Source organism: Streptomyces sp. NPDC047841 (genome assembly GCF_040704085.1).
GTDB lineage: Bacteria > Actinomycetota > Actinomycetes > Streptomycetales > Streptomycetaceae > Streptomyces > Streptomyces argyrophylli.
The window spans coordinates 13,190-25,274 of record NZ_JBEYRP010000007.1; the positions used below are offsets into that span (position 1 = coordinate 13,190).

11 protein-coding genes are annotated in these 12,085 nt (G+C 72.5%); 7 read left to right on the top strand and 4 right to left on the bottom strand.

The genetic code is table 11. The features are described 5' to 3' along the window. The first annotated feature begins 251 nt into the window (after positions 1-251). Positions 252-1,043 carry a S16 family serine protease gene (locus AB0947_RS12485; RefSeq protein WP_366750322.1) on the top strand — a complete coding sequence of 264 codons (792 nt, stop codon included), beginning with the start codon at positions 252-254 and terminating at the stop codon, positions 1,041-1,043. 19 nt (positions 1,044-1,062) lie between these two features. Here the strand turns inward: AB0947_RS12485 and AB0947_RS12490 are convergent, their stop codons facing one another. Beyond that, a complete protein-coding gene (locus AB0947_RS12490) occupies positions 1,063-1,539 on the bottom strand; it encodes an Lrp/AsnC family transcriptional regulator (protein WP_366750323.1) in 477 nt (158 codons plus the stop codon). 122 nt (positions 1,540-1,661) lie between these two features. On the opposite strand from AB0947_RS12490, the gene hppD reads away from it, so the two are divergent. Continuing rightward, entirely contained in the window at positions 1,662-2,810 is a 1,149-nt protein-coding gene (gene hppD / locus AB0947_RS12495; protein WP_366750324.1) for a 4-hydroxyphenylpyruvate dioxygenase, read from the top strand. Positions 2,811-2,819: 9 nt separating this feature from the next. Here hppD and AB0947_RS12500 read toward each other — a convergent pair whose 3' ends face one another. Further along, positions 2,820-4,298, bottom strand: coding sequence for a tetratricopeptide repeat protein (locus AB0947_RS12500; protein ID WP_366750325.1), 1,479 nt, complete (start codon positions 4,296-4,298; stop codon positions 2,820-2,822). Between the two features lie 92 nt (positions 4,299-4,390). On the opposite strand from AB0947_RS12500, the gene AB0947_RS12505 reads away from it, so the two are divergent. Next, positions 4,391-5,797 carry an FAD-linked oxidase C-terminal domain-containing protein gene (locus AB0947_RS12505; RefSeq protein WP_366750326.1) on the top strand — a complete coding sequence of 469 codons (1,407 nt, stop codon included), beginning with the start codon at positions 4,391-4,393 and terminating at the stop codon, positions 5,795-5,797. Between the two features lie 17 nt (positions 5,798-5,814). On the opposite strand, the gene AB0947_RS12510 is transcribed toward AB0947_RS12505, so the two are convergent. Next, complete coding sequence (locus tag AB0947_RS12510; protein ID WP_366750327.1) at positions 5,815-6,228, bottom strand: SsgA family sporulation/cell division regulator; 414 nt, start codon at positions 6,226-6,228, stop codon at positions 5,815-5,817. Positions 6,229-6,464: 236 nt separating this feature from the next. On the opposite strand from AB0947_RS12510, the gene AB0947_RS12515 reads away from it, so the two are divergent. Continuing rightward, positions 6,465-7,895 carry an RDD family protein gene (locus AB0947_RS12515; RefSeq protein ID WP_366750328.1) on the top strand — a complete coding sequence of 477 codons (1,431 nt, stop codon included), beginning with the start codon at positions 6,465-6,467 and terminating at the stop codon, positions 7,893-7,895. Positions 7,896-7,960: 65 nt separating this feature from the next. Beyond that, positions 7,961-8,668, top strand: coding sequence for an RDD family protein (locus AB0947_RS12520; RefSeq protein WP_366750329.1), 708 nt, complete (start codon positions 7,961-7,963; stop codon positions 8,666-8,668). Positions 8,669-8,686: 18 nt separating this feature from the next. On the opposite strand, the gene AB0947_RS12525 is transcribed toward AB0947_RS12520, so the two are convergent. Continuing rightward, positions 8,687-8,923 carry a hypothetical protein gene (locus tag AB0947_RS12525; RefSeq protein ID WP_366750330.1) on the bottom strand — a complete coding sequence of 79 codons (237 nt, stop codon included), beginning with the start codon at positions 8,921-8,923 and terminating at the stop codon, positions 8,687-8,689. A 361-nt stretch (positions 8,924-9,284) separates the two neighbouring features. Here AB0947_RS12525 and AB0947_RS12530 point away from each other — a divergent pair, with 361 nt between their 5' ends. Together AB0947_RS12530 and AB0947_RS12535 are read left to right on the top strand one after the other, a co-directional pair. Beyond that, a complete protein-coding gene (locus AB0947_RS12530) occupies positions 9,285-11,642 on the top strand; it encodes an immune inhibitor A domain-containing protein (protein ID WP_366750331.1) in 2,358 nt (785 codons plus the stop codon). A 121-nt stretch (positions 11,643-11,763) separates the two neighbouring features. Further along, positions 11,764-12,084, top strand: a complete 321-nt coding sequence (locus AB0947_RS12535; RefSeq protein WP_366750332.1) for a hypothetical protein — start codon at positions 11,764-11,766, stop codon at positions 12,082-12,084. Position 12,085: the final 1 nt, after the last annotated feature.

The following is a 12,085-nucleotide window of genomic DNA, read 5'->3' on the forward strand; positions in this document are numbered from 1 at the left end:
CCGGTCCGGCGGGACCCGTACCCGGCCCGGCGGAGCCCGTACCCGGCCCGGCGGAGCCCGTACCCGGCCCGGCGGAGCCCGTACCCGGCCCGGCGGAGCCCGTACCCGGCCCGGCGGAGCCCGCATCCGGCCCGGCGGGACTCCCACCCGCCCCGGCGGGACTCCCACCCGGCCCGGCGGGACCCGCACCCGGCCCGGCGGGACCCGTACGCGGCAGAAGGCGTACCTGGTCGGCGCGTTAGATTGAGGTCGTGCTCTCACGTCTCACACGCCTCCAGGCCCTCGCCGTCTGCGCGCTGCCCGTCGTGGCCCTGCTCGCCACGGCCGCGTTCGCGCCGCTGCCGTTCTCGGTGGCGCAGCCCGGCATGACGGCGAACGTGCTCGGGCGGAACCAGGGCACCCCGGTGATCACGGTGTCCGGGGCGGAGACCCGCAGGACCAGCGGGCAGCTGCGGATGACCACCATCGAGGCGACCGGTCCGGACGCCCGGGTCGGGCTCGGCGACGTGGTCGACAGCTGGTTCCGCACCGACCGCGCGGTGCTGCCGCGCGACTCGGTCTACCCGAGCGGGGACACCGTCAAGGAGATCGAGCAGCACAACGAGGCACAGATGCGGCAGTCCCAGGACGCGGCGACCCAGGCGGCGCTGAAGTACCTCGGCCTCGGCGCCGACCGGGTGAAGGTGACGCTGAAGCTCGCCGACGTGGGCGGGCCCAGCGCGGGGCTGCTGTTCTCCCTGGGGATCGTCGACAAGCTGGACGGCGACGGCAGCGGCGGCGACCTCACGGGGGGCCGCGTCATCGCCGGCACGGGCACGATCGACGCGGCCGGCCGGGTCGGCGCGGTCGGCGGGGTGGCCCTGAAGACCCGGGCCGCGCGCCGCGACGGGGCCACCGTCTTCCTGGTGCCGAAGGCGGAGTGCGCCGACGCCAGGGCGGAGCTGCCGAAGGGGCTGCGACTGGTCCCGGTGACCACGCTCAAGGGCGCGGTGGACTCCCTGGTGGCGCTGGAGAAGGGCAAGGGCCCGGTGCCCGGCTGCTGATCCACGGGTTCGGGACCGCCTACGACCGTTCGATGTCCGCCGCCTGCTCCACCAGCGGGATGATCCGCAGCGGAACGGGGTTCTCCATGACGATCGCCGTGGAGGCCCGGACGATGCCGTCGAAGCCGACGACCCGGTCGATCACCCGCTGGAGATCGGCGTTCGAGCGGGCCACCAGCCGGCACAGCATGTCCCCGCTGCCGGTGGTGGTCAGCAGCTCCAGCACCTCCGGCACGGTCGCCAGGTACGCCCGTACGTCGGCGCCCTGGCCCTGCCGGATCTGCAGGGTGGCGAACGCGGTGACCGGATAGCCGAGGGCCGCCGGGTCCACCTGGGGACCGAAGCCCCGGATCACCCCGTTCGTCTGGAGGCGGTCCAGCCGCGCCTGCACGGTCCCGCGCGCCACGCCCAGCCGCCGGGACATCTCCAGCACCCCGATGCGCGGCTCCCGGGCCAGCAGCACGATGATGCGTCCGTCCAGATGATCGATCGCCACGGGACCCCCAGAGATGGTCATCCTGTACAGAAAGACCGCCGAGACGGCCGTACCGCTGGTCAGACTGCCCAGCGATTGCGCGAACTATTGCGCACCTTGCAGAGCGGAGCCACCCTTCGGCTATGACGCAGACCACAGACCTCACTCCCGGTACGGCCGCCCGGCAGGACGATCCCTTCCCGGTCAAGGGAATGGACGCGGTCGTCTTCGCCGTGGGCAACGCCAAGCAGGCGGCGCACTACTACTCCACCGCCTTCGGCATGCGGCTGGTCGCCTACTCCGGACCGGAGAACGGCAGCCGCGAGACCGCCAGTTACGTGCTGGAGAGCGGCTCCGCCCGCTTCGTCCTCACCTCCGTGATCAAGCCGAGCAGCGCCTGGGGCCGCTTCCTCGCCGAGCACGTGGCCGCGCACGGCGACGGCGTCGTCGACCTGGCCATCGAGGTCCCGGACGCGCGCGCCGCCTACGCGTACGCCGTCGAGCAGGGCGCGAGGAGCGTCGCCGAGCCGTACGAGCTGAAGGACGAGCACGGCACGGTCGTCCTCGCCGCCATCGCCACCTACGGCGAGACCCGGCACACCCTGGTCGAGCGCACCGGCTACGACGGCCCCTACCTGCCCGGCTACACGGCCGCCCGGCCGATCGTCGAGCCGCCCGCCCAGCGCGTCTTCCAGGCCGTCGACCACTGCGTCGGCAACGTCGAACTCGGCCGGATGAACGAGTGGGTGGCCTTCTACAACAAGGTCATGGGCTTCACGAACATGAAGGAGTTCGTGGGCGACGACATCGCCACCGAGTACAGCGCGCTGATGTCGAAGGTGGTCGCGGACGGCACCCTCAAGGTCAAGTTCCCGATCAACGAGCCCGCCATCGCCAAGAAGAAGTCCCAGATCGACGAGTACCTGGAGTTCTACGGCGGCGCGGGCGTCCAGCACATCGCGCTCAACACCAACGACATCGTGCAGACGGTCCGCACCATGCGGGCGGCCGGCGTCGAGTTCCTCGACACCCCCGACTCCTACTACGACACCCTCGGCGAGTGGGTCGGCGACACCCGGGTGCCGGTCGAGACCCTGCGCGAGCTGAAGATCCTGGCCGACCGCGACGAGGACGGCTACCTGCTGCAGATCTTCACCAAGCCGGTCCAGGACCGTCCCACCGTGTTCTTCGAGCTCATCGAGCGGCACGGCTCCATGGGCTTCGGCAAGGGCAACTTCAAGGCGCTGTTCGAGGCGATCGAACGCGAGCAGGAGAAGCGGGGCAACCTGTAACGGCGGGCCCTACTCGCTGGGCGGCGGCTCGTCGGGTACGTCGCCCAGCTCCCGCAGCGCCTCCCGCGCCATCGGCGCCTTCAGCGGCGAGAAGTACGGGTTGATGCGCAGCGCCTCCTCCAGGTGCCGCCGCGCGGGGCCGTACCGCTCCAGCTCCGCCTCGATCACGCCCCGGTGGAACGCGTACAGCGCGCTGCGCACCCCGCCCCCCTTCGCCTTGTCCGTCGCGGTGGTCGCGTAGGTCAGCGCCTCCTCGTCCTCACCGGCCCGGTGCAGCGCCCAGCCCAGCGCGTCGGCCACCTCGATCCCCGGCTGCCGCCGCCACTCCTCCCGCAGCCGCTCCACGCCGTCCCGCGGGTCCCCGTGGTCGGCCTCGAACCGCCCGATCAGCAGATCCTCGTCCACCCCGCCGGACACGGCCTGCCGCACCGCCGCCTTCATCCGCGTGTACTGCTCCTCGGCGACCCCGGGCTGCCCCAGCGACTCGTACAGCTCGCCCAGTTCCAGCAGATCCGCCGGGTCCGGCCGCCTGGCGACGGCGGCCCGGTACGCGGCCAGCGCCTGCGCCGTGCGCCCCAGCGCGGCCAGCGTCCGCGCCCGCCCGACCGATGCCGTCCGCTGGTCGGGATCCAGCCGCAGCGCGGCCTCGAAGTGCCGCAGCGCGTCCGCGAGGTCCCCGCGCTCCCACGCCAGCTCTCCCAGCCCGGTCAGCCACGCGGCCTGCTCCGCCGGGGTGCGGGCGGCCGCCGCCGCGTCGGTCAGCTGGGCCACCGCGTCCTCGCGCCAGCCCCGGTCCCGGTACACCGCCGAGGCCCGCGCCATCACGGCCGGCCGCGCCGCCGCGTCGGTGCGCAGCGCCAGCAGCTTGTCCAGGCTGGAGCGGGCCTTCTCGTAGTCGCCGAGCCCGGTGTACGCGTCGATCAGCGGCGGATACGCCTGCCACCGCTTCGGCGCCGCCTTCAGTGCCTGCTCGCCGTAGTCCTTCGCCGCCGGGAAGTCCCGGCGCGTCAGCGCCAGCGCGGCCAGGCCGTCCAGCGCCTCGGTGTTCCGGCCGCCCCGCACCTCCAGCGAGGACCGCAGCGCCCGCTCGGCCTTCGGGTAGTCCGCCGCGTCCCCCGCCCGCCGCCCCCGCTCCACGTACGCCGACCCCAGCACCGCCCACGCCCGGGCGTCCCCCGGCTGCGCCCGCACCAGCCGCTCCTGCCGCCCGATGAGCGCCGTCAGCCCGGGCAGCGCGGCCGGCACCCCGTAGGTCACCGACGTCAGCGCCGGCGCCTGCGCCCGTGGCCGCGCCTGCGGACCGGCGGCGGGCGGCGCGGCCGGCCCGTGCCGCCGTTCGTGCGGCAGCAGCATCAGCACCGTGCCCGCCACGACACCGCCCGCCAGCGAGGCGACCAGCGCCCGCCGCAGCCCCCGGCGGCGCGCCCGCCGGCGCGGCGCCGGCGGCTCCGGGACCAGGGACGTACCCACGCACTGTCGGTTGTCCATGGCGCTCACTGTGCGTCAATACGACGAGCACATCCGCGTGGCCCCGGAGCGGCACGGGCGGGGTTCACACCGATGGCCGCGAGTGACAGGCTGTGATCATGAGCCGTATCGAAGCACCCCGCGACGAGCACACCGGTAACCTCACCGACCGGCTCCTGGCCGGCCTGCCGCCCGAGGCCGTCCTGACGGACCCCGACGTCACGGCCTCCTACGCCCACGACATGGCGAGCTTCTGCCCGGCGGGCAGCCCCGCCGTCGTCGTCCTGCCGCGCACCGTCGAGCAGGTCCAGCACGTCCTGCGCACGGCCACCGAACTGCGCGTCCCCGTCGTCCCGCAGGGCGCCCGCACCGGCCTGTCCGGCGGCGCCAACGCCACCGAGGGCTGTGTCGTGCTGTCCCTCACCAAGATGGACCGCATCCTGGAGATCAGCCCCGTGGACCGGATCGCCGTGGTGGAACCGGGCGTGGTCAACGCGGCCCTGTCCCGCGCGGTCGAGGAACACGGCCTGTACTACCCGCCGGACCCCTCCAGCTGGGAGATGTGCACCATCGGCGGCAACATCGGCACGGCCTCCGGCGGCCTGTGCTGCGTCAAGTACGGCGTGACCGCCGAGTACGTCCTCGGCCTGGACGTCGTCCTCGCCGACGGCCGCCTGATGTCCACCGGCCGGCGCACCGCGAAGGGCGTCGCGGGCTACGACCTGACCCGGCTCTTCGTCGGCTCCGAGGGCTCGCTCGGCATCATCGTCCGGGCCGTCCTCGCGCTGAGGCCCAAGCCGCCCCGGCAGCTCGTGCTCGCCGCCGAGTTCGCCTCCGCGGCGGACGCCTGCGACGCCGTCTGCCGGATCATGGAGCGCGGTCACGTGCCGTCCCTCCTCGAACTGATGGACCGTACGACGGTCAAGGCGGTCAACGACCTCGCCCACATGGGGCTGCCCGAGACCACCGAGGCGCTGCTGCTGGCCGCGTTCGACACCCCGGACCCGGGCGCCGACCTGGCCGCCGTCGGCGCCCTGTGCGAGGCCGCCGGCGCCACACAGGTCGTCCCGGCCGAGGACGCCGCCGAGTCCGAGATGCTGTTGCAGGCCCGGCGGCTCTCGCTGACCGCGCTGGAGGCGGTCAAGGGCACGACGATGATCGACGACGTGTGCGTGCCCCGCTCGCGGCTCGGCGCCATGCTGGAGGGCGTGGAGCGGATCGCCGCCGCGTACGGCCTCACGATCGGGGTCTGCGCGCACGCCGGCGACGGCAACACGCACCCCACCGTCTGCTTCGACGCCCGCGACCCCGAGGAGTCGCGCCGGGCCCGCGAGTCCTTCGACGAGATCATGGCCCTCGGCCTGGAACTGGGCGGCACGATCACCGGCGAACACGGCGTCGGCGTCCTGAAGAAGGAGTGGCTGGCCCGGGAGATCGGCCCGGTCGGGGTGGAGATGCAGCGGGCGGTGAAGCAGGTCTTCGACCCGCTGGGCATCCTCAACCCGGGCAAGCTGTTCTGACGAGCCCCGGGGGCCGTTCACCGGGCGAGGAGGTGGTCGAGCGCGTCGTCGATGCCCAGCCGCCCGCCCTCCGCGCCCGGCGGCACCGCCAGCAGCGTCCGCTCCAGCCAGGCCGACACCTGCGGGACCGGCGCCTGGAGCAGCGCGTCGCCGTCCGGTGAACTCAGCGCCATCAGCACGACACCGCGCCCGTCCGCCTTCGCCGGCCACACCCGCACGTCCCCGTGCCCGCACGGCCGGAACACCCCCTCCACCAGCAGGTCGCGGGCGAACGTCCAGTCGACGGGGTGCGCCGAGTCGATGTGGAAGGTGATGTGGACGGCGTAGGGGTCGTCGGAGCGGTAGCCGAGCCGGGCCGGCACCGGGACGCTCCGCTCCGGCGACAGGATGAGCCTCAGTTCGAGTTCGCGCTCCACCACGGTGTACTGCATGACCAGCGTCTCCTTTCGTGTCGGGGCCGCCGGGACGGGCCCGTACCGGGGGAGAGGGGGCCGGGGCCGGACCATTACGCGGGTCGGCGGACATTCCTTTCGCCGGCCCCCGGGGGAGCCTCGTACGGCGTTGCCCGGAAAGGAGTGGGTCCGGCGGGACTGGCGGTGGGGGATGCCCGGGTCTGATAGATGTGGAGGCCCCCATCCCACCCCCGAGCAGATACGGGACGACGGACATGAGCGCCCCAACCCCGGCCCCCGGCGACGACCGGCCCCGCGAGGGCTACTACCCGGACCCGTCCATCCCCGGCTACGTCCGGTACTGGAACGGCGCCTCCTGGGTGCCCGGCACGAGCCGCCCGGCGCCGGAGAACGGTGAACCGCTCACCCCGCCCCCCGGCGCCCGCCCGGCGCTCCCTTCCGTGGAGGAGACGGGCCCCCACTTCTTCGACGAGGACCCGCCGGACGGCGAGCAGCCGGGCGGCGCCGGTCAGCCGGACCGGCAGGGCGCCCGGCCCGCGCAGGGCGCGCCGGGCGCGCAGTGGGGCCGGCCCGGTGAACCCTGGGGTGCCGACCCCCGGGTGCCGGCCGAGGCCCCCGACGGCCGTGCCACCGCCCGGACCGACGGCACCGCGACGATCCCGCCGGCGCGGGACGACCCCCACGACCCCGGCACCTTCATCTTCCGCCGCCCGGTCCCCGGCCCGGCGGCGGCCGACCGCACCGACGACGGCACGCTGACCTTCCGTCCGGTCCCGCCCGCCCCGCCGGGCCCGTCCGGGACCGACAGCGGCCCGGCCGGCTTCGGCGCGCAGGGCCCGCTCGGCGCGCCCGCGAACTCCGGCTTCGGCGCCGGAAAGGCCGCCGCGGCCCGCGCCGCCGCCGAGCGGACACCCCCGGCGGCCCAGGGACCGCAGGCGCCGTCCATTCCGCAGCCGGCCCCCGCGCCCCCGCCCTCCCCGGCCGTCCCCGCTCCCGCCCCCGTGGCGCCGTCGGTACCCCATCAGGGGGTTCCCGGTCAGGCCGGTGTCCCCGCCACCCCGCTGACCAGCGGACCCGGTGGCGGGCAGACCTCCTGGGCGCAGCAGGTGCACCAGCTGGCCGGGGGCGGGGACGACCAGCCCGTGGCGCCGTGGAAGCCGCCGGTGGAAGACCCCTTCCAGGCCGCCGCGCGCCGGCAGGCAGCCGCCCGCCCCGCCGGACTCGGCAAGCGGCTCGCCGCGCGGCTGATCGACCTCGTCGTCATCGGCGCCGTGACGGCCGCCGCGGCGGTCCCGCTCGGCGTCCGGGCCGTGGACCACGTCCAGCGGAAGATCGACGCGGCCCGGCTCTCCGGCCACGAGGTCACGGTCTGGCTGGTCGACGGCACGACCGGCACCAGCCTCGGCATCGTCCTGGCCGTCCTGCTCCTGGCCGGTGTCCTGTACGAGGTGCTCCCCACGGCCAGGTGGGGCCGCACCCTCGGCAAGAAGCTGTGCGGTCTCGAGGTCCGGGACATCGAGGCGCACGAGCCCCCGGCGTTCGGCGCGGCACTGCGCCGCTGGCTGGTTCTCAGCGTGCCGGGCCTGCTGGCCGTCGGGATCGTGGGCGTGCTGTGGTGCCTGTTCGACCGGCCCTGGCACCAGTGCTGGCACGACAAGGCGGCCCACACCTTCGTGGCCGGCTGAGCGCGCGTACTCCGTCCGGCCGTCTGCCGGATGCGCGGCCGCGCTCTTCGGGTTCCACTCGGGCCATGAGCAGCGAACCGCCCCCCGGCTCCGGAGAGCAGCCCCCCGAGGACGACCCCTTCAGGAAGCGGCCCCCGTCGGACCAGGGCTCGGGCTCGCCGTACGGCGCCCCGTACGGCGGCGCCCAGCCCCCTCCGCCGGGCGGCGGCGCGGGCGGTCCCTACGGCGGCGGTCCCTACGGCGGTGGTCCGGGCGGTCCTTACGACGGTGGTCCGGGCGGCGGCCCCTACGGTCCCGGCGGCTACCCCGCCGACCCGCTGGCCGGCATGCCCCCACTGGCCGACAGCGGCAAGCGGACGCTCGCGCGCATCATCGACATGATCCTGGTCGGCATCGTCGTGCTGCTGCTCACCTGGGCGGTCGGGGTGAGCGCGTACACCATCGACAGCGAGCGCGCGCAGGTCGGCAGGTCCCTCGTCCAGTCCGTCATCGCCGCCGTGCTCTACATCGCGTACGACACCGTCATGATGTCCAGGTCGGGGCAGACCCTCGGCAAGAAGTGGCTCGGCCTGCGGGTGGCCAACCTGGACAACGGCGCCACGCCCTCCGTGCAGACCATGCTGATCCGCTCCCTGGTGCTGTGGGTACCGTTCGCCTTCTGCTGCGCGTGCGTCTGGACGGCCGTCTCGGGCGGCTGGAGCTTCTTCGACAAGCCGTACAAACAGGGCCTGCACGACAAGGCGGCCAAGACGGTGGTGGTCAGCACCGGCTGAGCCGCCTGCCGGGAGCGGTCACAGCGCCGTGGGCACGCGTTCCTCCTCCGCGACGGGCCCGGCGGGCGCCCGCTCCGCGCGCACCCCGGGGACGGCGACCGTCAGGGCGACCAGCAGGCCCAGCGCGAGGGCCGCGAGGGCGATGACGGCGACCCCGACGCCCGAACTCGTCTGGGACAGCAGCAGCATGGCGAGCGTCGAGAAGATCACGGTGCAGGAACCGTAGGCGAGCTGTGCGGCGGTCGGACGAGGCATGGCAATCGTGTCCTCGGCAGTCTTCGGAAGTCGGGGGTGCCACTCTGTTGGCCTGCATGCCCGAGCGGGACGCCCGGTAAGCGTGACCTAACCCACGGTACCGGTGCACAGGGGGCGCATGGAGTCACCGTCCCGGCCAAACGGGCATTCGTCTGCGCCCGTTGGCGTCGGTGACACGCGTCCGTAAAGCGAACGCCACCTCCGCATAGTGCACTTGTCCTGCTCAAGTCAAGGTCTGTTTTTTCAGCTAAACCTCTAGTCAAATGTCGTCACTTGACTACACGCGTTGATCGTGCGCGCACGGATTCCTCCATAACCCGGAACCCTCTGTCCGTGTGCGCGGCGCGGGGGAGGAACTCAAGTGACCAGCAGATCCTGGACGTTCAGAGCGGCCGCCATCGGTGTGACGCTCGCGGCGGCCTCCGCCACGTTCGCCACCTTCGCCGTCGCGGAGGCGGGCACCCAGGCCCAGAGCGCCGCCGCCAACCGGCACGACCCGGCTCCGGTGAAGCAGCACACGCACGATTTGGACGGCCCCCTGAGCAAGACCCAGGAGGCGCAGCGCAAGGAAGCGCTGAACCAGCTCATAGCGGGCAAGGCCACCGCGAAGGAGCGCAACGGCTCCAAGGTCGTCGAGCTCAAGAGCCGCAAGGGGCACAGCAAGTACGTCGAGCTGAGCCGCGAGAAGACCGACAAGATCTTCACGATCCTGGTGGAGTTCGGCGACAAGACCGACCCCAAGTTCGGCGGCACCGCGGGCCCGCTGCACAACACGATCGCCGCGCCGGACCGCAAGAAGGACAACTCGACGGCCTGGCAGAAGGACTACAACCAGAAGCACTTCCAGGACCTCTACTTCGGCACCGGCAAGAAGACCGAGTCGCTGAAGAAGTACTACGAGAAGCAGTCCTCGGGCCGCTACTCGGTCTCCGGTGAGGTCTCCGACTGGGTCAAGGTCCCCTACAACGAGGCCCGTTACGGCAACAACGCCTGCGGTTCCACCAACTGCCCGAGCGTGTGGAACGTCGTCAGCGACGGCCTGAACGCCTGGGTCGCCCAGCAGAAGAAGGCCGGCCGCACCGACGCCGACATCAAGAAGGACCTCGCCCAGTACGACCAGTGGGACCGGTACGACTACGACGGCGACGGCAACTTCAACGAGCCGGACGGCTACGTCGACCACTTCCAGATCGTGCACGCCGGTGAGGACGAGTCCGCGGGCGGCGGCGCCCAGGGCACGGACGCGATCTGGGCCCACCGCTGGTACGCCTTCGGCACCGACGCCGGCGCCACCGGCCCCGTGAACAACAAGCTCGGCGGCACGCAGGTCGGCGACACCGGCGTCTGGGTCGGCGACTACACCATCCAGCCGGAGAACGGCGGCCTCGGCGTCTACGCCCACGAGTACGGCCACGACCTCGGTCTGCCGGACGAGTACGACACCGCCGGCGGCGACAACTCCACCGGTTTCTGGACGCTGATGTCGTCCGGCTCCTGGCTCGGCACCGGCAAGGAGTCCATCGGCGACCTGCCCGGCGACATGAACGCCTGGGACAAGCTCCAGCTGGGCTGGCTGAACTACGACACCGCCAAGGCCGGCAAGCAGTCCACGCACAAGCTGGGCGTCGCCGAGTACAACACCTGGGACAAGCAGGCCCTCGTGGTGACCCTGCCGGACAAGGCGGTCAGCACCACCATCACCGAGCCGGCGCAGGGCGCCACCCAGTGGTGGAGCGGCAGCGGCAACAACCTGAAGAACACCCTGACCCGTTCCGTGGACCTGACCGGCAAGTCCTCGGCGAGCCTCACCCTGGACGGCTGGTGGGCCACCGAGGCCGGCTACGACTACGTCTACACCGAGGTCTCGACCGACGGCGGCGCCAACTGGACCGCCCTGGACGGCACCGCCGACGGCCAGGCCCTGCCGGTCGACGCCAGCGGCAAGCCGGCGCTCAGCGGCTTCTCGCAGACGCACAAGAAGCTGGTGTTCCCGCTCGACGCCTACGCCGGCAAGAAGATCGACCTGCGCTTCCGCTACGCCACCGACGGCGGTGTCGCGGAGAACGGCTTCACGGCCGACGAGATCGCCGTGACCGCCGACGGCACCCCGCTGTTCTCGGACGACGCCGAGAGCGCGGACGCCGGCTGGACCGCGGACGGCTTCTCCCGCATCGGCGCGTCCTTCACCAAGGACTACAAGCAGTACTACATCGCCGAGAACCGGCAGTACGTGTCGTACGACAAGACGCTGAAGACGGGCCCGTACAACTTCGGCTTCGCGTCGCGCCCGGACTGGGTGGAGCACTACCCGTACCAGAACGGCCTGCTGATCTGGAAGTGGGACACCTCGCAGGCGGACAACAACACGAACGCCGCGAACGGCCACCCGGGCTCCGGTCTGATCCTGCCGGTCGACTCGCACCCGAAGGCGCTGAAGTGGACCGACGGCACGCTGCTGCGCAACCGCATCCAGGCCTACGACTCGCCGTTCAGCCTCTACGCCACGGACGGCATCACGCTGCACAAGGCCGACGTCGCGCTGAAGATCAAGGGTTCGAAGGGTGTCCGGGTCTTCAACGACCACACCAGCACCTACTACGACCCGTCGAACCCGACGGGCGGGGTGAAGGTCACTGACACCAACACCAAGATCACGATCGTCAAGGAGGCCAAGGACGGCTCCACGATCCAGCTCAAGGTCGGCCCCGCGGTGAAGTAGTCCGCATCACCGCAGGTCACAGACGTATCGGCGGCAACCCCTTGGCGGGTTGCCGCCGGTCGTGTTTAGGTGCGTCCTGTGGACCGCTTATTGACACCGACCGGAACGGGGATGTGACCGCATGGCCGCTGGAGGCTTCTGCAAGCTGCCGAACGGCACGGTGGTGGTGGCGCTGAACCTGCCGTACGGCTCCGCCGGGGTGCGGGTGCTCGTGCACGCCCAGAACCGTGCCCGGGCCCTGACCAGGCTCCGGAACCTGGGCCTGCGGGCGATCTACCTCCGGGGGAACGCCGAGCCTCCGACGCCGGACGAGATCACGGCGGTCCTGCACCACCCCGACGGCCTCATATGGCGCACGGCACCGGCCGACAACGCTGTCATGGTCACGGAGCTGTGGCACCCGATCCGGGCGCTGCTGCGCGGGCCGGCGCTGGTGCGGTGAG

What these genes read in the sequence shown, in the direction of transcription:
- hppD (WP_366750324.1), top strand. Translation starts at nt 1,662, where the DNA reads ATGACGCAGACCACAGACCTCACTCCCGGTACGGCCGCCCGGCAGGAC.
- AB0947_RS12500 (WP_366750325.1), bottom strand. Translation starts at nt 4,298, where the DNA reads ATGGACAACCGACAGTGCGTGGGTACGTCCCTGGTCCCGGAGCCGCCG.
- AB0947_RS12510 (WP_366750327.1), bottom strand. Translation starts at nt 6,228, where the DNA reads ATGCAGTACACCGTGGTGGAGCGCGAACTCGAACTGAGGCTCATCCTG.
- AB0947_RS12515 (WP_366750328.1), top strand. Translation starts at nt 6,465, where the DNA reads ATGAGCGCCCCAACCCCGGCCCCCGGCGACGACCGGCCCCGCGAGGGC.
- AB0947_RS12520 (WP_366750329.1), top strand. Translation starts at nt 7,961, where the DNA reads ATGAGCAGCGAACCGCCCCCCGGCTCCGGAGAGCAGCCCCCCGAGGAC.
- AB0947_RS12525 (WP_366750330.1), bottom strand. Translation starts at nt 8,923, where the DNA reads ATGCCTCGTCCGACCGCCGCACAGCTCGCCTACGGTTCCTGCACCGTG.
- AB0947_RS12535 (WP_366750332.1), top strand. Translation starts at nt 11,764, where the DNA reads ATGGCCGCTGGAGGCTTCTGCAAGCTGCCGAACGGCACGGTGGTGGTG.